The sequence below is a fragment of the Magnetospirillum sp. XM-1 genome (genome assembly GCF_001511835.1).
GTDB lineage: Bacteria > Pseudomonadota > Alphaproteobacteria > Rhodospirillales > Magnetospirillaceae > Phaeospirillum.
In genome coordinates this window covers 4022742-4044310 of record NZ_LN997848.1, presented here as the reverse complement: position 1 = coordinate 4044310, position 21569 = coordinate 4022742, and the positions used below count along the sequence as shown (strand labels likewise).

General features: G+C 63.6%; 20 protein-coding genes. 13 read left to right on the top strand and 7 right to left on the bottom strand.

The window, feature by feature from the left end:
• Position 1: 1 nt before the first annotated feature.
• Genes XM1_RS18625 through XM1_RS25325 form a run of 4 tightly spaced genes read right to left on the bottom strand, consistent with a single transcriptional unit; the run spans position 2 to position 3382 of the window.
• Positions 2-739 (bottom strand): AAA family ATPase, encoded by a 738-nt coding sequence (locus XM1_RS18625; RefSeq protein WP_068436126.1) that lies wholly within the window; start codon positions 737-739, stop codon positions 2-4.
• Positions 740-786: 47 nt separating this feature from the next.
• Positions 787-2217 (bottom strand): transposase domain-containing protein, encoded by a 1431-nt coding sequence (locus tag XM1_RS18620; RefSeq protein WP_068436124.1) that lies wholly within the window; start codon positions 2215-2217, stop codon positions 787-789.
• 2 nt (positions 2218-2219) lie between these two features.
• Positions 2220-3068, bottom strand: coding sequence for a ParB N-terminal domain-containing protein (locus XM1_RS18615; protein WP_068436123.1), 849 nt, complete (start codon positions 3066-3068; stop codon positions 2220-2222).
• Entirely contained in the window at positions 3065-3382 is a 318-nt protein-coding gene (locus tag XM1_RS25325; protein ID WP_068436121.1) for a helix-turn-helix domain-containing protein, read from the bottom strand. Before XM1_RS25325 ends, XM1_RS18615 begins: the two co-directional genes overlap by 4 nt.
• Positions 3383-3415: 33 nt before the next feature.
• Here XM1_RS25325 and XM1_RS18605 point away from each other — a divergent pair, with 33 nt between their 5' ends.
• Complete coding sequence (locus XM1_RS18605; protein WP_156428788.1) at positions 3416-4027, top strand: hypothetical protein; 612 nt, start codon at positions 3416-3418, stop codon at positions 4025-4027.
• Between the two features lie 319 nt (positions 4028-4346).
• Entirely contained in the window at positions 4347-4829 is a 483-nt protein-coding gene (locus XM1_RS18600; RefSeq protein WP_068436117.1) for a hypothetical protein, read from the top strand.
• Here XM1_RS18600 and XM1_RS25320 read toward each other — a convergent pair.
• Positions 4826-5398: a DUF6650 family protein gene (locus XM1_RS25320; protein ID WP_369816013.1), complete on the bottom strand. Its 573-nt coding sequence runs from the start codon at positions 5396-5398 to the stop codon at positions 4826-4828. The genes XM1_RS18600 and XM1_RS25320 overlap by 4 nt on opposite strands.
• A gap of 431 nt (positions 5399-5829) precedes the next feature.
• Between XM1_RS25320 and XM1_RS18590 the strand changes: the two genes are divergently transcribed.
• From XM1_RS18590 to XM1_RS18570, 5 genes are read left to right on the top strand one after another with little or no spacing between them, the layout of a single operon-like run.
• Entirely contained in the window at positions 5830-6717 is an 888-nt protein-coding gene (locus tag XM1_RS18590) for a response regulator (RefSeq protein ID WP_068436113.1), read from the top strand.
• A gap of 54 nt (positions 6718-6771) precedes the next feature.
• A complete protein-coding gene (locus tag XM1_RS18585) occupies positions 6772-7938 on the top strand; it encodes a two-component system response regulator (RefSeq protein ID WP_068436111.1) in 1167 nt (388 codons plus the stop codon).
• A 2-nt stretch (positions 7939-7940) separates the two neighbouring features.
• Positions 7941-8588 (top strand): histidine phosphatase family protein, encoded by a 648-nt coding sequence (locus XM1_RS18580; RefSeq protein WP_068436109.1) that lies wholly within the window; start codon positions 7941-7943, stop codon positions 8586-8588.
• Positions 8589-8597: 9 nt separating this feature from the next.
• Positions 8598-13565 (top strand): PAS domain S-box protein, encoded by a 4968-nt coding sequence (locus tag XM1_RS18575; protein ID WP_068436108.1) that lies wholly within the window; start codon positions 8598-8600, stop codon positions 13563-13565.
• The gene (locus tag XM1_RS18570; RefSeq protein WP_068436106.1) at positions 13565-15064 is read left to right on the top strand and encodes a hypothetical protein; all 1500 of its coding nucleotides are present in this window, start codon (positions 13565-13567) and stop codon (positions 15062-15064) included. Before XM1_RS18575 ends, XM1_RS18570 begins: the two co-directional genes overlap by 1 nt.
• On the opposite strand, the gene XM1_RS18565 is transcribed toward XM1_RS18570, so the two are convergent.
• The gene (locus XM1_RS18565) at positions 15061-15432 is read right to left on the bottom strand and encodes a response regulator (RefSeq protein WP_068436105.1); all 372 of its coding nucleotides are present in this window, start codon (positions 15430-15432) and stop codon (positions 15061-15063) included. The two genes, XM1_RS18570 and XM1_RS18565, sit on opposite strands and share 4 nt — an antisense overlap.
• A 6-nt stretch (positions 15433-15438) precedes the next feature.
• Entirely contained in the window at positions 15439-16647 is a 1209-nt protein-coding gene (locus XM1_RS18560; protein ID WP_156428787.1) for a sensor histidine kinase, read from the bottom strand.
• A gap of 270 nt (positions 16648-16917) precedes the next feature.
• On the opposite strand from XM1_RS18560, the gene ahpC reads away from it, so the two are divergent.
• The 6 genes from ahpC to XM1_RS18530 all read left to right on the top strand — a co-directional run bounded on the left by ahpC (position 16918) and on the right by XM1_RS18530 (position 21526).
• A complete protein-coding gene (gene ahpC / locus XM1_RS18555) occupies positions 16918-17481 on the top strand; it encodes an alkyl hydroperoxide reductase subunit C (RefSeq protein WP_068436102.1) in 564 nt (187 codons plus the stop codon).
• Between the two features lie 69 nt (positions 17482-17550).
• Positions 17551-18048, top strand: a complete 498-nt coding sequence (locus XM1_RS18550; protein WP_068436101.1) for a hypothetical protein — start codon at positions 17551-17553, stop codon at positions 18046-18048.
• 247 nt (positions 18049-18295) lie between these two features.
• Positions 18296-18745, top strand: coding sequence for a hypothetical protein (locus XM1_RS18545; RefSeq protein WP_156428786.1), 450 nt, complete (start codon positions 18296-18298; stop codon positions 18743-18745).
• 129 nt (positions 18746-18874) lie between these two features.
• Positions 18875-19696, top strand: a complete 822-nt coding sequence (locus tag XM1_RS18540; RefSeq protein ID WP_082700604.1) for a Crp/Fnr family transcriptional regulator — start codon at positions 18875-18877, stop codon at positions 19694-19696.
• Between the two features lie 22 nt (positions 19697-19718).
• A complete protein-coding gene (locus XM1_RS18535) occupies positions 19719-20168 on the top strand; it encodes a c-type cytochrome (protein WP_068436097.1) in 450 nt (149 codons plus the stop codon).
• 17 nt (positions 20169-20185) lie between these two features.
• Complete coding sequence (locus tag XM1_RS18530; RefSeq protein WP_068436095.1) at positions 20186-21526, top strand: cbb3-type cytochrome c oxidase subunit I; 1341 nt, start codon at positions 20186-20188, stop codon at positions 21524-21526.
• Positions 21527-21569 lie beyond the last annotated feature (43 nt).

The following is a 21569-nucleotide window of genomic DNA, read 5'->3' as shown; positions in this document are numbered from 1 at the left end:
GTCAGAACCTCCGGGCCGGCGGGCGGCCGGTGAAGAACTGGCCGCCCAGCTTGCGCCAAGCCGCCAGATCGATGGCGGAGAGATCGGCGGCGGCGGCGGTCTCGGCCACCTTGTTGAGGTTGACGCACAGGCGCCGGGTGCAGGCCGCCGATTCGGACAGCGCCTCGGCCAGCAGGTCGTCGGCCACGGCGAGGTCGGGGCAGTAGCGGCCGGCCAGCACCTTGGCGTCGCGCAGATCCACCGGTTCGGCCGCCGCCCAGTCGAGCATGCGGTTGTGGACGCGCTCGAAGGGCAGCAGCTTGCGGGGCAGTTCCTCCTCGCCGATCAGGATGATGGCGCCCTGGGAGCGTTCGTAGATGGCGCGGACCACCTCGATCATGCCGTTCTTCACCAGGATGTCGGCCTCGTCGATCAGGAGCGGCCGGCCCGACAGAGCCAGTTCCTGGCCGATCTGCTCGACCAGTTCGGGAATTGTCCCGGCCGGGCGGATGCCCATGTCCTTGAGGATGGAAAGCGCCAGGTGCTTACGGGTCCAGGTGACGTCCACCTGGACATGGTAGGCGCGGCCCTTGTTGGCGGCGTGGATGGCGGCGAAGGTCTTGCCGTAGCCCGAGGGGCCGTAGAAGGCGGCCATGCCGGGCAGGCCGGGCGCCCGCTTGACCACGCGCTCCACCAGGCCGCCCAGCAGGGCGACGTTCCTGAGCGGCGCCACGACGGTGGGAATGTTCTGTTCGGTCATCAAAGTCCCTCTCTTTCTGGTGGCGGTCGTTGCCGCCCCTGTCGTCCTCAGGCGGTCAGCGCCGCCGGGCCGAAATCCTCGTAAAGCTGGCGCTGGGCCACGATGTCGGGCAGGCGCGACTGGCGGATCGCCCAGCGACGGTCGTCGTCCGGCACGTCCTGTCCCGCCTCGATGCGCGCCTCGATCTCCAGGATGCGGCGCAGCCGGGTGGCGGGGTCGTGCAGCATGGGGACCGGTGGGGCGGCGGGCGCCGCCATCTCGGCCTCCAGCGCCGCCAGTTGGGCGGCTTCGGCCTCGGTGATGGGCTTGGCCACCGGAATGGGCCGGCGGGCCCCCACGGCGCCCAGGTTGGGGGCCTTGAACATCGGGGCCACCACCTTGCTTTCCAGGGCGATGGGGGGGGCGGCGGACGGGATCAGGGCGGCGAATTCGGCGGCGTCCATGCGACGCTCGGCGGCGAGCATGGTCTTGGCCGCCTTCATCCAGGTGCGCCGCGCCCGTCCATGCTCGCGGGCGGCGGCGGCATCGGCGAAGCCGGCCGCGTCGATGCAGGCGGCGGCCCCGATATAGCCGCCGTCCAGGCGGTAGACGTGCAGATCGGCGGCCAGGTCGTCGGGGTCGAAGCGGGCGATCAGGGGCTGGCCCAGGTGGTCGTGCAGGGAATCGGACCAGTAGACGTTGCCCAGCAGCTTGATCTTGCCGTCGGTACGGTCGACCTTGACGCCCTCGGCGGCCAGCAGCCACAGGCGGCGCTGCTCGGGCTCGGCCTTGCGGATGGCGGAGATTTCGTAGGATTCGGCGAAGGCCTGGTCGAAGGACTTCACCCCGCCGCAGACCTGGGAGCGGCGGCCGGGCCGGGCGTTGTGTTCGGCGAGCTGCTCGGCCAGCACGCGCAGGAAATCGTCGAGGTCGACGGCCTTGGAGCCGTAGTTTTCCGGCTTGGCCATGGGATTGTTGCCGCACCAGGCGCCCGCGAAGGCGGGATGGCGGGCGACCGAATCGCACAGGTCGCGGAAGGCGCGCTCGATGGGCTTGGATTGGCCGGAATAGGGCAGCGTGAAGTGGACCTGGATGCCCAGCAGGGCGCAGAGGCCCACCGGGTCCTCGTCACGCACCTTGAAGCGAAAGCGGGATGCGGTGCCGGCGGTCAGCGCCTTGTTGGCGAAGGCCCTGGTGTTGTCGAACCAGATGTGTTCGGGGATGCCCCAATCCTCGACCAGGTCGCCCAGGGCCAGGCGGATGGAATCGCGGTTCTCGCTCTTGTCCACCCGCCATGCGACGATCTTGCCGGAATAGAGATCCTGGAAGGCCACCATCATGGGCCGGCCGATCTCGCCGTCGGGCCAGCGGACGAAGACGTCGAACTTGTGGCCGTCGCCGTTGACCGCTTCCAGCGCATGGAACATGGATCGGTCGCGAGTTTGGGCGGGATAGAGGCGCTTCAAGGCGTCCTCGCCTTCGCGGGCCAGGACGCGCATGGTCAGGCTCCTTGCTCGGCGATGAAGGCGCGGAAGCGGGCCTTGGCGGCGGCGGGGGCTCGGGTGTAGCGGGCGACCAGATCGGCGAACGCCTTGTCGGCGGGATCGGTCTCGGGGGATTTGCGCCCCTCGACCTCGGCCAGGGCGGCGGCGACGTTGAGGGCGGGGGATTCGGTGCGCAGCAGGGCGTCGAGGATTGCGGCTTGCTGCTGGGGGCCCAGCTTGGCCAGGGCGCGCAGCTGCTGCTGGTGATCCTCCAGCCAGGTGCCGGGGATGCGCTCACGGCTGTCATCGGACAGCTTTTCCCACATCCGAACGCTCTTGCGGATCTCGGCATCCGACAGATTGATGCGGCCCTTGGCGGCCTCGTCCGATGCGAAGGAGAATTTCTCCGTTGCATCCTTGGCGTGGTGCCAGCGCGCTTTGGCGCCCGCCTTGCCCTTTCCCGCCAATTCGGGATGCATGCGCTTCCACACCACGTCGCGCTCGGCCAGGAAGGCTGCGCGGTCGAACATGGACAGCTCGTTGCGGGCCAGGTTCTCGTCGATCTCGGCGATACGGGCTTCGTCGTCGCTCTGTGGTCGGATGATGGAGTCGATGAATTCGTCACCAATCACATCGCCACAGGCGTTCAGGCGATGGAGGCCGATGGTCAGTTTCCAGCCGCCATCGGCCTTGGGGCGGATGACGATGGGCTGGTGCAGGCCGCGTCCACCCTTCGCCCGCTCCGTCAGGATGGAATCGGCGATCAACTGCGCCTTGATGGGGTTCAGCTTCCGCAGGCGGCCGCTGGCATCGATGTCGGCGATGCGGACGCTGTGGATGCGGTCGATGGCGGCCGGGGCATTCATGTCAAAGTTTCCTGGCTCTTTTGACGGTGACGGGCCGGGGCGGCTGTGCGAGATTTCCGGGTACGACGGTGATCGATGCGAATGGCCGCATCGCCATCCCGCCGGGGACGGCGCCAGCGACCCGGCCACAGCTCCCACAGGGGAACGCTGAGGTATTCGGCGATGGCGATCTCGGCGGCACGGTGGCGGCCAAGCAGCGCGGCACGGCAGGCGTGGTCGGGAAGGTTCTTGTCCCGGGACAAGTCGGACAGGGACTTGCCGGTCCTGCGAACCGCCGCCTTGATGTCCTCCCGGTGCCAACCTTGCTTGGTCATCGTCCCTCAAGTTTCGGCCCAGGCCGATTTTTATTGGTCGAAGTGGTTACGTTCGTAACCTGTATACCGATTTTTATCGGCGTCAGCAACCGGATGGACGCTTCCAAGTTCGATTTTTGTCGGCCAGGCGCCGAATATTCGAGGAATCAAGGCGTTATGGCGAACATGGAATCCCCGAAAGAACATGGAAACGCGGTTCCAGGCTGGACGCCGGAACTTGGAATCCGACTTTCGGAGGTTTATCGCCTGCTGGGGGGGATGAGGGCCGCCGGAGCCATCTGCGGCAGTTCCGACGAAACCCTGGGAAAGTGGCGGGACGGTCATGCGCGCCCGTCCTTCCTGGCCCTGGCGCAGCTGGCGGTCGCGGCCGGCGTCTCGCTGGACTGGATCGCCTTCGGCGTGGAGCCCCAGGCACAACCGGCCGCCGCCCCAGATCAGGCCATCGCCATCGACGAAGAGCTGCTCGAGGCCGCCATAGTTGGCGTCGACGAATTCATCGCCGAGCGCGGCCTGTCCATTCCCTCGGATCGCCGCGCCGCCCTGGTGGCTACCATCTATGCTCTAGCCGTAGAGGATGGGGCGAAAGACCTTGCAAAGAAGCCATCAGCAATAGCAAAGTTCATAAGGCTTGCTGCTGTTGGGTAGGGTCAATGGACACTAGGGAAGCCAAACTTGAGAGGGTGAGAAAACTTCTAACAAGCGCTGCGGGGGCAAACGACAATACGGTGAAGGCGGAAGCAACCCGGCGTGACGATATGGTCGAGCAGATCTATCGGTTCGTCGGGACTTATGACCTGAGCCGGCGCGTCAGCTTCTACAATCGAATGGCGACTTGTTTTGAGTAGACACAATCGAAGAATTGAGCGACCCCCAGCTGGAGGTCATCGGAGAGCGGATGTGCGCCTTCCTCTCCCTGGAGCCGACGGTGGCCGTATTGATCGCGTCTTGCGCGGAGGAAACCTGAATGCGCGCCATCATGATCGTCATTGCCCTACTGGCATCCATTCCCGCCGCTGCCTCGGAGATCTCGCCGATCCAGTTGGAGTTGGCCGCATGGTGCGGTGCCAAGACGACGGTGCTTCAGCGCATGGGTGAACGATTTGCCGCAGTTGAGTGCGTCAAGGGGGCGCAAACTGCATATGTTCTTGGTGAGGCCGCCGCTCCGTTTGCGGCTCAGGTTGTGGTTGATCTGCGCCAAGAAAATATCGAGGTCAGCTATTCCTTCATGGTAAAGGTCATGCGCCATATTCTAGACGACAAGGAATGGCCTGACGCCCAGCGTTTCATTGAGAAATGTCTGAATACACTGTATGTCCCGGAGAAGAAAGAGCTTCGACTTGGAACGCACTCAATCAGCCTTCAGCGAAATTCTGACGTGATGATGACCATGATTGTCGCCCGGAGGCCGAAGCCCTGGCACGACGCCTTTGATCCGTGGAAGGACTAGCCCTCCAAGATCAAGTGTCCCACAAGCCGATTTTGTGGGCGGACTCTAAAACCCTGGGCGGCACACCAGGCCAACACCGAACCCAGGCATCCCGCCGTGTCCCGCCCTATCCCGGATAGTCCCGGTTCCCTCCAAGACCTAGTGTCCCCTAACACAGACAACTCGGCGATGGATCGGCCAAACGTTGCTCGCAACTCCCCAAGCGCGAGGAAGAAGTTCGGTCCCATAGCATCGTGCGCCATGGGATGCATAACGTGAAATTCCGGCCACCGATGATCGAGGAAGCGCCGACAGGCACCGCGCATCTGATTGACCGGAGGGGTTGCCGGGGCATCATCGGCAAGACGTTGCAAGGCGCTCGTCAGCTCGCACCGAATGTCGTTTAGCGAATGAATAACCTGGCTCTCCACCTCAAGCGTGAAGTCGTTGAACAGCACTCGGCGGTCGGCGAGGAAAATCAGAAGCTCCCGGACGATCTTACGTTCCGGCTCAGGCGGGCTCCACTGCAACCCGATCATGGACAGTGAAAAGCCGGTGACAGAAACGGCGCTATGTCGGCTTACACTCAAATTATAAGCCCATGGCGGCCTATGCTAAGTTATTGATTTCCATGGGAATGTCGGCTTACAGCCAAATAGGTTCCTCAGCGGCGCTCAATCGTGCCCACCCGTGAGCCGCTGCGGTCATACTGTACCCGGTCGCCGTTCGGCTGGCCCATGAGGGCTGCGGATGGTTGTTACCGCCCTGCCAATCGGCCAGGCGCCCGCGTCCCCAGGGCATGCCTGTGGCTGCGCGCCATACAAACGTAATAAATGTTTTGATGTAGGCTTCGTTCAGGTAATCTTGCACTCACGACGTGGGCTTTATGCCTTGGATGCTTTTGCCGTTGCCGAAATGGGTCCGCAACGCCGCTCCGGTCACCCCCGGTGAGGTCCTGTGAAAGGTGCCGTAAAGTTCAGATACGCCATCCGGTTCATCGATGTAGGGAGCAAGAACCCTGATGACGAAAATTCTGGCTGTTGATGACGATCCCATATGCCTTGAACTTCTGAGCGATGCCCTGCTTGACGCGGGGTATGGCGTCGACCAAGCCGTCGATGGGGAGGATGCGTGGGAGAAGCTCAACGCCAGCCGTTATGACCTCGTCCTGCTCGACCGGATCATGCCTCGCCTCGACGGGCTGGGGCTTTTGCGGCGCCTCAAGGGCGATCCGGCGCTTGCGGACATCCCCGTCGTCATCCAGACGGTCGCGACCTCCCACGAGGACATCAAGGACGGCCTCGACGCCGGGGCATATTATTATCTGGGCAAACCGGTCTTTCCGGACGTGCTCCGTGCCCTGGTGAGGGGAATTGTTGCGGATCAGGCTGAAAGAAACGGCCTGAGGCAAGCCAAGACCAATATGCTCACCATGCTTGCCGCCCTTCAGGTCGGGGATTTCTCGTTCCGGACCCTCGATGACGTCCGCCATCTGGCCGCGGGGCTTTCCGAGCTCTGCGCCAGGCCCGAGGCCGTTGGCATGGGCCTGCTGGAATTGATGATCAATGCCATCGAGCATGGAAATCTCGGCATCACCTATTCGGAGAAATCCGAACTGCGGAAATCGTGGCGATGGAACGACGAAGTCGAGCGCCGCCTTTCAACGGCCCCGTGGTCCCGGCGCACGGCCCGCATCAGCGTGAGCCGCAATTCCTCCGACATAGAATTCGTGATCAGTGACGAGGGGGAGGGGTTCGACTGGACCCCTTATCTCCGGATCGACCCGAAGCGGGCGTTCGACCTGCACGGGCGCGGCATCGCCATGGCCAATGCCGAGGGGTTCTCGCGAATGGAATACCAGGGCAAGGGCAACGTCGTTCTTGCGGTCGCCCCCGCATCAGCCTGCTGACCCGGATGCGGTGGGTTCGATGTACGATTCGTCGGTGGTAGCGGAGGGGCTGAAATGACAGGCGACGCGACATACGAAGTGCCCCTCGCCGTGGATTTCGAAACCATATTGGTGGTCGACGACACTCCGGAAAATCTTACGGTGCTGGGGGAATTGCTCCGGCCGCATTACCGGGTGCGTGCCGCCAATTGCGGTGAACGGGCGTTGCGGGCGGCCGGCTCGGCTCCCCGTCCGGACCTGATTCTGCTCGACGTGATGATGCCGGACATGGATGGCTATACCGTCCTGAAGCGCCTTCGGGCCGACCCGGTGACACAGGGCATTCCGGTGATTTTCGTGACGGCCATGAGTGGAATGGCCGACGAGGAGATGGGGTTGTCCCTGGGCGCGGTCGACTACATCACCAAGCCCTTTCAACCCGCCATCGTCCTGGCCAGGGTTCGCACTCACCTGGAACTGAAGCAGGCCCGCGACCGTTTGCTGGATCAAAACCAGTGGCTGGAGAAGGAGGTCGCCCGCCGGATGCGGGAGAACCTGCTCATTCAGGACCTCAGCATCAGAAGCCTGGCCTGCCTGGCCGAGGCCCGGGACAACGAAACCGGCCACCACATTCTGCGCACCCAATCCTATGTGCGGCTGCTGGCGGAGCATCTTGGCGACCACCCGCGATTCCGTGACGCCTTGGCTGGCCCCAGGCTCGAGATGATCGTCAAGGCGGCGCCGCTGCACGACATCGGCAAGGTGGGTATTCCCGACGCCATCCTGCTCAAGCCCGGGCGGCTGACGCCCGACGAATACGAGATCATGAAGACCCATGCCGAGATCGGGGCGCAGGCCATCGATCGGGCTATGAGCCAGGCAATGGCGGATGCCCCCGACACCCTTCCCGACGTGCCGGTTTCCGCGTTTTCGTTTCTTCAGGTCGCACGGGAGATTTCCATCGGTCACCACGAGAAATGGGACGGAACGGGGTACCCGCGGGGGCTGTCCGCCGAGGCGATCCCGGTCTCGGCCCGGCTGATGGCCTTGGCCGACGTGTTCGACGCCCTGATCTGCCGGCGCGTCTACAAGAAGCCTTTGAGTCCATCGGAGGCGCGCGCCATCATCGTGGAGGGGAAGGGGCGTCATTTCGACCCTGACGTGGTCGATGCCTTCATCGAACTCCAAGAGCGGTTCACTGCTGCGGCCGAACGGTATGCCGACACAGATCAGGAGGGGTGAGGATGCCTGTGGCCAACAGGAACTGCCTGAGGGCTTTCATCCTCGTCACGGCCCTGCTGACGGGCATGGTCGGCTCCGCGCTGGCGACGGAACCGCCGGCCTTCAAGGAGGTGATGGCGACCCGCGAGCATCTTTCGCAAATCCGCCAGGGCGGCTACGTGCTCTATGTCCGCCACGGGTTGACGGAAAATTCGCGGGCGGATCAGGTGCCCGTTGATTTGAAGAACTGCATGACGCAGAGGCCGTTGAGCGCCGAAGGGCGGCGCATGGCGCAGCGGGTGGGAGAGCGCATCGCCAAGACGGGCATGCCGGTCGGCGAGGTATATGTCAGCATCATGTGCCGCGCCCAGGATACGGCGCGTGCCATGTTTCCCGCCAAATCCCTGATCGCGGACGAGAATCTGGGCTATCCCGGCAATATGACCGCCGAGGAGAAGCGTCCCATCGTCGCCAGGACGCAGGCTCTTCTCTCCGCGCTGCCGGCTGCTGGCGAGAATACCGTGGTGGTGGCCCATGCCCCCAATCTGATGGAGGTCATCGGGTATTTTCCGCCGGAGGGCGCCGTGGTGATTTTCAAGCCGGAAGGGGACGGCCGCTTCGCCTATGTGGCGACCATAACTCCCGCCCACTGGAACGACCTGCTGCCCTAAGGAGGTACCATGTGGTTCCGTCGTGTCCGCAGCCGCGCATTCTTCCTGATACTCATTCTCCCGGTCATGGTCGCCATGATGCTGGTCGGGGGAGTGAATCTCGGCTTCTTCCTGGCCCTGGAACAAAGCCAGGAACAGGGCGGCCTGCAAACCCAGAATGAATTGATCCTGATCGCGACGGTCAATCGCTTCAACCGCGACATGGATAGCGTCCAGGATATTGCGTTCAATATTTTGAAGAAGGCGGCCGCGGGCCAGGCCGGTCAGGGGGATATATATCGCCAGCATTCTCTTCTGGTCGAGCAGCTTGCCGAAATGCAGAAGGCCTGGGCGGAAATTGAAAAGACCGTGATCCATGAGGATCATGATTCGCCCACGTTCCAGAACTACAAGAACCTCCTGCTGATGGCCACCGATATGGCCTCCATCGACCCTGCGCAGGGCCTGTCGCATATGGAGGAGGTTGTCGACATCTACGCCCGGCTTTCCGAGCACAATCACCGCGTTGTCGAGCATCTGGTCGCCGGGGCCAGCGCCAGGAACGCGGCGCAGGTCGCCACCAGCAAGGCGTATTTCTGGGGTCTGCTTCTCGGCGGAGGGGGGCTCACCCTTATTCTGATGGTTGGCTGGCTTTTTGCGTCCAAGCGGGTGGTGAGCAAGCTCGGCCTGATCAGCCAATGCCTTCATGAACTGGCCGAAGGGCAGCCCTTATCGGGCTACGACACCGTAAAGAAGATCGTCAGGGACAAGAACCTCTTCGGAGAGATGGGGCGGGCGATCGTCACGTTCCACGACGTCATCAAGGCGCAGCGGCTTGCGGACTATAATCTTCGAGAGCGCATGAAGGAGTTGAGCTGCCTTTATGACGTCTCGCGAATTACCGAGCAGAATGAGCTGACCCAGGAAGGGATCTTTCGCCGCGTCGCCGAGCGGCTGCCGGCCGCGATGCGCTTTCCGGACCTGATGTATGGCGTCGTCGAATTCGGGACCACCCGCGTCGGCCCCCCGGATGACGGTGACGTCTTGATGATATCCAGCTTCGTCGGGGCGGACGATCAGCGGGGCCGCGTCATCGTGGGGTTCCGCTCTCCGGTTCCCGACGACGCGGGCGATCCGTTCCTGGACGAAGAGCGCAGTCTTCTCGACGCCATCGCCTCGTTGCTTCAGGCCATGCTGCGGCGTCGGCAGATCGAGTCCAAGGACAGGGACAGCCGTGAACTGATGGGGGCCATCTTCGACGCATCGCCTTTCGCCATCGAGGTGATCGATCCGGAGACGCTGAAATTCGTCAAGATCAACAGAACCGCCAGTTCTCAGCTGGGATTTACCTCGGATGAGCTGATGGCATTGGATCTGACGGCAATCCAGGTCGATACCAGCCGAGAGCAGCTTCACAGGAACTGCGACGAGGTCATCGCCAAGGGGACGCTCGAATTCGAAAACCGGCATCGCTGCAAGGATGGCGGCATCATCAACGTCCGCGTGATCGTTCGCACGTTCCGGCAGGCCGGGCGCGACTACATTCTGGCGCTGTGGGAGAACATCAGCGGCGCGAAAGCCGCCCAGGCGGAGATCCGCAAGTTGTCGCTGGTGGTCGAGCAATCCCCCAATCCGGTGGTGGTGACCAATCTGGCGGGGAGCATCGAATACGTGAACGACGCCTTCGTGCGTTGCACCGGCTATTCCCGAGAGCAGGTCCTTGGTCGGAATCCGCGGATACTCAAATCTGGAAAGACGCCCATCTCGACATATGTGGATTTGTGGGCCGCGTTGGAGCGGGGGGAAACCTGGAGCGGCGAATTCATCAACCGGACCAGTGACGGCCGCGAGGAAATCGAGGCGGCGACCATCGTTCCGCTTCGAGATGATACCGGCGAAATTTCCCATTATGTGGCGATCAAGGAAATCGTCACCGAACGGCGCCGGCAGGAAGAGCAGCTGACCAAGCTGTTTCTCGCCGTCGAGCAGAGTCCGGAAAGCATCGCCATTACCGATCTCGATGCCAGGGTCGAGTACGTCAATGCCGCGTTCCTCAAGAATACCGGCTATAGCCGGGAAGAGGTCATCGGACAGAACCCCAGGGTTCTGCAGTCGGGCCGCACGCCCGTCGAGGTCTACGACGAAATGTGGGCAACGCTGTTGCGCGGCGAACCGTGGAAGGGAGAGCTGATCAATCGGCGCAAGGATGGACGCGAGTACATCGAGGTCGCCAATATCGCTCCGGTCCGCCAGGCCGACGGAACCATCACCCACTACCTCGCCATCAAGGAAGACATTACCGAAAAGAAGAAGATGGCCGAGGAGCTGTTCGCCCACCGAATGCACCTCGAGCGGCTGGTGCAGGAGCGGACGAAGGAACTGGCCGACAGCATGGCGGAGCAAAATGCCGTCTTCGAAAGCGCCAGCGTGGGGATCGCCCTGATCCGTGACCGTCACATCGTGCGCTGCAATTCCAGGCTGGAGGAGGAGTTCGGCTACGGCCCCGGCGAGCTGAATGGCGAGCTGACCCGGGTCTGGTATGTGGACGACGTGGATTGGCTTGAAGCCGGGCGCGAGGTCTACCCCGAGGTCTGCGACGGAAAGACCCACACCCGGATACAGTGCTATCTCAGGAAGGACGGCAGTCCGTGGTGGGCGCGGGTCTATGCCCGAGCCATCGACCCCGCCAATGTGGATCATGGCCTGGTCGCCATCATCGAGGATATTTCCGCCGAGCGCACCGCCGCCGAAGCCACCGAGCGGGCTCGCGCCCTGGCCGAGGAGGCGGCGCGGATCAAGTCGGACTTCCTGGCCAACATGAGCCATGAAATCCGGACCCCGATGAATGCCATCATCGGCATGACCCATCTTCTTCGCCGCGACATCACCGACGCCAAGCATGGAAAGCAGCTGGAAAAGATTGCGACGGCGGCACATCACCTCCTGAACATCATCAACGACATTCTCGACCTGTCGAAGATCGAGTCCGGAAAGATGTCGATCGAGGCCATCGATTTCGAAGTCGAGCCGGTGATCGAGAACGTTCAGACCCTCGTGGCGGGCAAGGCTTCGGCGAAGGGGGTCGAACTGGTGGTGGACATCCATCAGCTTCCCGCCAAGCTCCATGGCGACGGATTGCGTCTGGGGCAGATCCTGGTCAACTTCGCCAGCAACGCGGTGAAGTTCACGGATGCCGGCTGGATCGCCATCCGAGGCCGCCTTCTGAGAACGGATGGAGATGTCGTCTGGGCGCGGTTCGAGGTCGCCGACACCGGCATCGGCATGACGGACGAGCAGAAGTCTCATTTGTTCGAGGCTTTCCGGCAGGCCGACACCTCCATCTCGCGCAAATACGGCGGAACCGGTCTTGGCCTTGCGATTTCCCGGCGTCTGGCGGAACTGATGCACGGCCATATCGGGGTGGAGAGCGAGCCGGGGAGGGGAAGCACCTTCTGGGTCGAATTGCCGTTCAAGGCGGTCACGCAGGGTGAGCCGAGGAAACTGGCCGGGACCATCCGGGTCCTGGTGATCGACGACCTCGCCGAGGCGCGGATGGCGGAAGAAGCTGAACTCCAGGTGCTGGGCGTCGAGGTCGAGTCCGTCGTCAGCGCGACCAGCGCCATCGATGCCATTGCCGGGGCCGATGTGGCCGGAACCCCCTATCACGTGATTCTGGTGGATCGCGACATGCCCGGCATGGATGGCTTCGCGCTCGGCCGGGAACTGGTCAAGCTGCCCCTGACCCAACGCCCGGTCGGCCTGCTGATGTCGCAGGTTCATGACGATATCGGTTCCGACGAACTGCGGGAGGCTGGTTTCAGCCAGGTGGTCGCCAAGCCGGTCACCCCCTCGCGTCTTCTCGACGCCATCCAGAATTCCATGGCGGGCGTTCCCCTGATCGCCGGGCTTTCCATGGGAGAGGCGGAAGGCCGCCTTCTGGGCCTGGGGGGGAGAACGGTGTTGCTGGTGGAAGACAACGTCATCAACCAGGAGGTGGCGTGCGATCTTCTGCGCTCTGTCGGCTTGACGGTGTCGGTGGCTGAAAACGGCCAGCAGGCCGTGGAGATGGCGGCCGCCAATCGCTACGATCTCATCCTGATGGACATGCAAATGCCGGTGATGGATGGCCTGGAAGCCACCCGGATGATCCGCCAACTGCCCGATCGGGCCGATACGCCGATTCTGGCGATGACGGCCAACGCCTTCGAGGAGGACCGCAACGCCTGTCTTCTCGCCGGAATGAACGACCACATCGCCAAGCCGGTGGATCCGGACAAGCTCTATGGCACCTTGCTCAAATGGCTGGGCGCCGAGCCGCATTCCGCCGGACATTCCGCCGATACGGGGGCGAGGTCCGCGGCTTTCGTGGATCGGGAGGGTGTTCTGGGCCGGCTTGCCGCGATTGACGGCCTCAATGCGGCGCGTGGACTGGCCCTGGCCGGCGGCAAGAGCGGGCTGTATCAAAAAGTGCTCCGCCGGTTCGCCGACGGCGAAACGGGGCGGTTGCTGCAGGAGGCCTTGGCCGCCGGTGATCCGGTGACCGCGCGCCGGGCGGCCCATTCGCTCAAGGGCGTGTCGGCGACCCTTGGCGCCTCGGCGTTGTCGTCCATGGCCGCCGACCTCGAAGATCTCCTGGCCAAGGATGGCGTGGCCGTGCAAGAGGCCGTGCAGGCCTCGGGCTCCGTGCTTGGCGAGGCGGACCGCCTGTGCCGTGAAATCGCCCGGGTCCTGGAACTGTACGGCGACAAGCCGGCCGGCGCTGACGTTCCCATCGACCTGAATGCTCTGGGCAAGGTCGTGGAAACCCTCTCCGCTCTTCTGGCAATCGACGATATTTCGGCCGGAACGGTGTTCGCCGACAACGCCCTTCTCCTCCGGGCGGTTATGGGCGGCGTGGCGGACACGATTGAAAAACATATCGAGGAATTTTCCTTCGAGGAGGCCCTCCATGCGCTCGATGCGTGGAAAGCCTCCCGTGCGGTGCCGGAGGCTCCCTGATGTCGGGAAAGCAGCAAGCTTACAATACCTTGTGGCAGAGGATCAGGCGCCTGGTCTCCGCGCCGGCCGAAGCGGCCCAGTCAGACCCGCAAGGCGGCCAGCCGGTATCGGTGGACGCCGACATTCTGGACCGTGATCCGGAATTCCTGGCGCGGCGCCTGCGCGGCATGCTGTCCGCCCAAGGGTCCCTGACCGCCGGCGCGATGCATATCATCAACCTCGCCAATGTTCGGGCCGACCTGTTGAAGCAGGGGCGATGGGAACGATTGGAAAGCCGTATCCGGACCATTATCAGCGGAATCATCCGCCAGCATCTCGACCGGGTCGACATGTTCATCGAGGTGAAGGGACCCGCCTATATCATCGTGTTCGCCCACCTGCTGCCCGATCATGCCGCGGTCAAGTGCGCGGCCATTGCCCGCGAGGTCGAGGAAAAGATCATGGGGGTGTCGCGCTCCTTGCGCGGCGCCAAGGTGGGAACGGCCATTGCGCGCTTCACCCAGAACGGACTCGAACTCGTCGACGGGCCTGATCCCGACAATGAGCTTCGGCACATCCTGGGGACGACCCTGGCGCCGGTGACCGAAGTGGGGGCGAACGGTCCGGGTGGCTTGCATCCGGCCGCTCGGCCATCCGATGCCGCTGTTTGCGACGATGTGGACATTCCGGCCTCGTTTGGCTCCCGCGATCCCTGGATCATCGAGACGGCCGGCGAACAGGAGGGGAGGGCCGAAGGGGCCGAGTGGTATTACGAGGCCGACGTGCTGCGGGTGCCGGAACTGGAGTGCCGCTACCTGCCCATGTGGCATGTGCGCCAACACGCGGTCGGCACCTTCCACTGCATTCCCGCCTTGCCCATTACCCGGTCGCAGGCGCTGGTCGGCGAGGCGGTGTTCGAAGCGGCGCCGAAATCCCTGATCTGCGATCTGAACCTTCGGGTCCTTGAGATCGCCTCCCAGGAAATTCAGTCGCTGCGAGGGCGCGGTGGGGAGGCGCTGATCGGCCTTCCCGTCCATTTCGAGACGATCGCGTCGCGCAAGCAGCGCAGCCGCTATCTGGCGGCCTGCGCCGCGCTTCCCGAGGATATCCGGAACCATTTGCTGGTCGAACTGATCGACCTGCCCGAAGGCGCGCCCGATTCACGGCTTTGCGAGCTGGTCGCCTGGCTGCGGCCCTGGGCCAAGGCCATCTGCATCCGTACGTCCCTGGACTGTCAGCGGTTCGAGGGCTATGCCGCCGCTCATGTCTTCGCCATCGGCGTGGTTCTGGGCGGCGAGGAGGGCCCCGAGGCGGCGGTGATGGAACGGATGAACGGCTTTACCGCGAAGGCCGCCAAATACGCCTTGCGAACCTATGCGCTTGAGCTGAGGACCCGCAGCCTGACGGTCGCCGCCATGGGGGCTGGCTTCGACTACATATCCGGGCAGGTCATTTCCTCTGTCGTCAACGCGCCCGACAGGGCGTACCGCTTCAACCCCATCGACCTGTACGGCGCTTAAGAGGGAAGGCAGGCCCGCAGCACCGTCAGCAGCTGCTCCTGGGTGAAGGGCTTGGCCAGAACCCGATCCGCGCCCAGACTCTCGGCCACTTCCAGGAGGTCGAGGTTTCTGGCCCGTCCGCCGCCCGACATGACGACGATGGGCAGCTCGGGGTGAAGCTGCTTGACCTCGCGCATCACGTCGACGCCGTCCTTCTCGGGCATGATGATGTCGATGACGGCCAGATCGATGCCTTCGACCCGCGACAGAATGTCCATGCACTCGCGGCCGTTGCGCACCTCAAGCACCGAGTGCCCGGCGGATTCCAGGAAGTCGCGGACGGTGAAGCGTACGGCTTCGTCATCGTCGGCCACCAGCACATTGGCCATGGGCGCTCACTCCTCTTTTTGGGGGGCCAGGGGAAGGTAGAGGGAGATGGTGGTGCCGGCCCCCATGGCGCTGGTTATCCCGATGGCTCCGCCGTGTTGGCTTACGATACCATGAACCATGGATAAGCCGAGGCCGGTTCCCGCACCGGGCGGCTTGGTCGTGAAGAACGGGTCGAAAACCTTCTCGATGAGCTCGGCGGGGATGCCGCAGCCGTTGTCGCTGACGGCCAGACACGCATGGGGACCCGGCGCCGGCGGATCGGAAAGCGTATGGTCGAGGGGCTCCCCGATGTCCACTCGTTCGACCGTGACGCGGATCCTTCCCTTGATGCCCTGCACGGCATCGATGGCGTTTGAAGCCAAGTTCAGCAGCGCCGTTATGATCTGGGACGCGTCCGCGACAATGTGGTCCGCGCCCTGGTGGAGCTTCAGGTCCAGATCGATCGAAGCCGGCACCAGCGAGCGTATCAGGGGTTCCGCCTCGTTGCACAATGCGGCCAGGCCTATCCGCTGCTTTACCGGTTCGGCATCCCGGCTGAACAGTTTGATGCGAAGGACCAGGTCGCGGGCACGGCAGGCCGCGTCGTAGACGTGGCGCAATCTTTTCGAATTGCGGTCCTGGGCGTCCGCCTCCTTCAGCGCCATTTCCGACAATCCCACGATCGGCTGCAGCATGTTGTTGAGGTCGTGGGCGATGCCGCTGGCAAGCGTTCCAAGCGCTTCCATCTTCTGGGAGCGGTAGAGCTGGCGCTCCAGTTCCCGGATGTCATCCATGCGGCGACGGACCTCTTGTTCCAGCCAGTTGTTCTGACTGGCCAGGCGGTCTCTCGCCTGTTTCAGCTCCAAATGGGTGCGGATCCGGGCCAATGCCGTGGCGGGAGTGATCGGCTTGGTCAAATAGTCGACGGCCCCCAGCCTGAGTCCCTCCTCCTCGCTTTCGGGGCTGATCATGGCCGTGATGAAAATCACGGGAATGTCCGACGTGGCGGGCGATGCCTTCAGGTTCCGCAATACGGCCATCCCGTTCATGCCGGGCATCATGATGTCGAGAAGGATCAGGTCCGGTATGGGGGCGGTGACGGCGGCCTGCAGCGCCTGTTCTCCCGACCGGACCGCGCGAACGCGATAATGAGGAGACAGCAAATGGCCAAGAATCGCCAGATTGGTTGGCTCGTCATCGGCTACCAGGATGGTCGTCGTTTCCGTGGGCGTCATTATCTGACTGCTTCTATGGAAGAGTTTGGGGAACAAGCCTGCCACGCAGGGGCAGCCAGTTCAACTCGGACCGCCATGGCCTGCACGCTGCCGCCCCGTACCGGCGCCCACCCGATCCAGCCGACCCGCCTCACGTCCACGAGCCGGATCGCGTTCGTGGGCTATTTAATCGATAAAATCGATTTTTATTATAGAAACAACTCATTTTGCCAATCAGTGCGTCGCGGTTAGTCTTCCCCCAGCCAAGCAGCTGAACAGGAGTAAATCCCGATGTCCCTGATCAATACCGAAATCAAGCCGTTCAAGGCCCAGGCCTTCAAGGCCGGCAAGTTCATCGAAGTCACCGACGCCGCCCTGAAGGGCAAGTGGTCTGTGGTGTTCTTCTACCCCGCCGACTTCACCTTCGTCTGCCCGACCGAGTTGGAGGACCTGGCCGACAATTACGCCGAGTTCCTGAAGCTGGGCGTGGAAATCTACAGCGTCTCCACCGACACCCATTTCGCCCACAAGGCCTGGCACGACACCTCGGACGCGGTGCGCAAGATCGAATACACCATGGTGGGCGACCCCACCGGCACCATCAGCCGCAATTTCGAGGTCTATATCGAGGAAGTCGGTCTGGCCGATCGCGGCACCTTCGTGGTGGACCCGGCCGGCAAGATTCAGATCGTCGAGATCACCGCCGGCGGCATCGGCCGCGACGCCAAGGAGCTGCTGCGCAAGGTCAAGGCCGCCCAGTACGTCGCCAGCCACCCCGGCGAGGTCTGCCCCGCCAAGTGGAAGGACGGCGAGAAGACCCTCGCGCCGTCGCTCGACCTGGTCGGCAAGATCTGAGGTCCAAGGCCCCGGACCGGAAAGGTCCGGGGCGCCTTCCCCCACCCCGAACGCCCGGAGCGCCATCCCATGTTGGACGAAAACCTGAAGCAGCAATTGAGGGGCTATCTCGGCCATCTCAGGCACCCCGTCACGCTGGCCGCCAGCCTGGACGACAGCGACAAGTCCCAGGAAATGATGGCCCTGCTGGAAGACATCGCCTCGCTGTCGGACATCGTGTCGGTGACGTCGCGCCCCGATCCCCGCACCCCGTCGTTCGCCATCGAACGGAGCGGCACCGACGTGGCCGTCCGCTTCGCCGGCCTGCCCATGGGGCACGAGTTCAATTCCCTGGTTCTCGCCCTGCTCCAGGTGGGCGGGCAGCGCCCCCTGCCGCCACAGCAGAAGCGCCGTCCCGACGATGGCCGGGCCGATCACCAGCAGGGCGATCTGCTTGTCGTTCATGGAAGACTCATCGCGATGACGATCAGCAGCATCAGCAATGCCGTTCCGGAAGTAAGGCCGATGGCGAGGCGCGCCGCCCAATGGACGTCATGCGCCGGATCGACGGAAAGGTGTCGGTATTGATGCGTAATGCCCATGACAATCCTGTGCTCTAATTGGATAGTAATTCTAATATAGAAGTTATTGCCAAATTAACATTTGGGCAAACTAAAAAATATTGAGTCTATGCAATCGCAAACCCTTGATGCGTGTCGGGGTGGCCTTGGTTCTTTACCAAAATCAACGAAGTTGAGTTTGCGTCAATTTTGGCGACAGTTCCAGCTTGACCAAACTCAAAGAACCGTCTTCTGATGTCGTCTATGGTCCCATCATGAGATCGTCTCGGGGTGAGGCGATCATCGGCACGGAAAACGGCATGCTCCGCCCCTCGCTGAAGTCGCTCTGTCTGGTTCTGCTGCTGATCGCCGGCATGGCGACGCAGTCGGTGACCAATGGCATTGCGCGGGCGGGCGGTGCCGGTGCCATGGCCGGCACCGTTCAGCTGGCCGGGGCGGAGGGCGGCGACCGGCTGCTGGCCGACCTGCTCCAGTCGATCTGCTCGCAGGAGCAAGGCGGCCACGGCAAGTCCGCGTTGCAGGATTGCCTGTGCCAGTTCTGCCTGCCGGCCGCAATTGACCTGACCGCCGGTTTCCCGGCCCAGGACGGCGAACCGCGAAAGCTGGCCGGACAGGCCGTCCCCTGGCCCGATTCCCTGATCCTTCCGCCGTCGCGCCGGTTGGCCGGCGACGGCCCCTCCCGCGCTCCTCCGGCCATCGCCTAAGACCCGGCGGCATTTGCTGCCGCCACTCTTTCGCGACTGCCAACGGATTTAACCGGTAACGCGGCCGCCCCGTCGTCTTGCGACGCCGCGGGCCGCCCGGCCGGAGAATCCCATCCGAGGAGCCATTCCATGCGACTGGAAGACGCCATGACGTGCGCCGGAAAGGGCGCGCCGCCCCCTGTGTTCGGTGACTGGCCCCGCCGCCGCCCCGAACGTCTGGCCAAGGACAAGCTGGCCCAGGTCCCGCCCTTTTCCCGGATGCCGCCCGACCTGCTGGCCGACCTGGCGGCCGAGGCCGACGTCCTGCACCTGACCGAGACCACCGTGCTGTTCCAGGCGCAGCAACCGGCCGACGCCCTGTATGTGGTGCTGCGCGGCACCGTCGTCCTGCTGGGGCCGGACGGCGTCATCGTCGACGGCATCGGGGCGCCGGCCATCCTGGGTGCGGCCGACCTGTTCACCGGGCGGCACATGTTCACCGCCGAGGCCCTGGCCGGGCCGGTGGTGGTGCGCATTCCCCGCGCCGCCATGATGTCGGCGCTGGAACGGGACGGCGCCCTGGCCAACGCCTTCCTGGGGCTGATCGCCGCCGCCGGCCAGTCCATGGCCGAGGCGCTGATGGCCCAGCGCTGCCTGACCGGCGTGCAGCGCCTGGCCGCCTTTCTGCTGGAAAAGGCCGACGAGGCGGGGGCCGAGGGCGCCTTCGTGCTGGACATCCCCAAGAAGGCCATCGCCGGCCAGCTGGGCATGACGCCGGCCCATTTCGCCCGCTCGCTGACCCGGCTGACCGAGGCGGGCGTCGAGCGGCGCAACCGCAACACCATCATTCTCAACGATATTTCGGCCCTGCGCCGCCTGCTCGAGGGGGAACTCGGGGTGGCGACCCAGGACGGAAGCACGGCCCAGCACAAGCAGCGGGCCGCCTACATGTCCTTCCGAGGACATTCCTGAATCCCCGTACCGGAGGAGCGCAATGTCAGAGATCCTGACCAAATCCGCCGCCCGCAACATTTTCTATGGCGGGACGGCATTCTTCTTCGTGGTGTTCATCGGACTGGTGGCGCACAGCGTCACCACCGTCAACGCCATGAGCGAAGCCCATCCCGTCACCCCTTCGGTGGCGGCGGGCAAGCATGTCTGGGAAAAGCACGCCTGCATCGACTGCCACACCATCATGGGCGAGGGGGCTTATTACGCCCCCGAGCTGGGCAACGTCTGGGTCCGCTTCGGCGGCCGCGAGGACGCCCAGGCCGGCCGTGACGCCATCAAGAACTGGATCAAGAGCATGCCCACCGGCATCGAGGGGCGCCGCCAGATGCCCAAATTCGACCTGACCGAGAAGGAGCTCGACGATCTGGTCGACTTCTTCAAGTGGACCAGCGAGGTCAACACCCAGAACTGGCCGCCCAAGGTTTCCGGCTAAAAGGGGGAGCGAATACAATGAAATACGAATCGCAAAAGGTTGCGCTCTACTACTTCGCCGGAGCGCTGGGCCTGTTCGTCGCCCAGGTTCTGTTCGGCGTGGTGCTGGGCACCATCGTGGTGGTGCCCAACACGCTGTCCGAACTGCTGCCGTTCAACATCGCCCGCATGATCCACACCAACGCGCTGATCGTCTGGCTGCTGATGGGCTTCTTCGGCTGCGCCTACTACCTGATCCCGGAAGAATCCGAGACCGAGCTGCACAGCCCCAAGCTGGCCATCATCCAGTTCTGGCTGTTCCTGTTCGGCGCCGCCGCCGCCGTGGTCGGCTATCTGTTCCGCATCCACGAGGGCCGCGAGTTCCTGGAACAGCCGCTGTGGATCAAGCTGGCCATCGTCGTGGTCGCCCTGATGTTCCTCTACAACGTCACCCTGACGGTGATGAAGGGGCGCAAGACGGTGATCACCAACGTCCTGCTGCTGGGGCTGTGGGGCATCGCGGTGTTCTTCCTGTTCTCGCTCTACAACCCGTCGAACCTGATCCTCGACAAGGTGTTCTGGTGGTGGGTCGTCCATCTGTGGGTGGAAGGCGTGTGGGAACTGGTCATGGCCTCGGTGCTGGCCTTCCTGATGATCAAGATGACCGGCGTGGATCGCGAGGTGGTCGAGAAGTGGCTCTACGTCATCATCGGCCTGGCGCTGTTCTCGGGCATCTTGGGGACCGGCCACCACTACTACTGGATCGGCATGCCCGCCTACTGGCAGTGGATCGGCAGCGTGTTCTCCACCCTGGAGGTGGCGCCGTTCTTCGCCATGGTGGTCTTCACCTTCATGATGGTGTGGAAGGGCGGCCGTACCCATCCCAACAAGGCGGCGCTGCTGTGGTCGCTGGGCTGCTCGGTGTTCGCCTTCTTCGGCGCCGGGGTGTGGGGCTTCCTGCATACGCTGGCTCCCATCAACTACGTGACCCACGGCACCCAGGTGACGGCGGCCCACGGGCATCTGGCCTTCTACGGCGCCTATGTGATGCTCAACATCGCCATGTTCACCTACGCCATGCCCAACCTGCTGAAGCGTGAGCCCTATAATCAGGTTCTCAACATGTGGGGCTTCTGGGTCACATCGTCGGGCGTCACCTTCATGACCTTCGCGCTCACCTTCGCCGGCGTGGTGCAGACCCATCTGCAGCGCGTCATGGGCATGAACTTCATGGAAGTGCAGGACGCGCTCGGCCTGTTCTACTGGATGCGTCTGGGGGCGGGCATCGCCACCCTGGTGGGCGTCGTCCTGATCGTCTGGTCGCTGGTGGTTCCCGGCGGCAAGCGGGCCGGGGCGGCCATCGCCCAGCCGGCCGAGTAAGCGAGCAAGGGGCGGCGGCCAACCCCGCCGCCCCGTCTTTCCG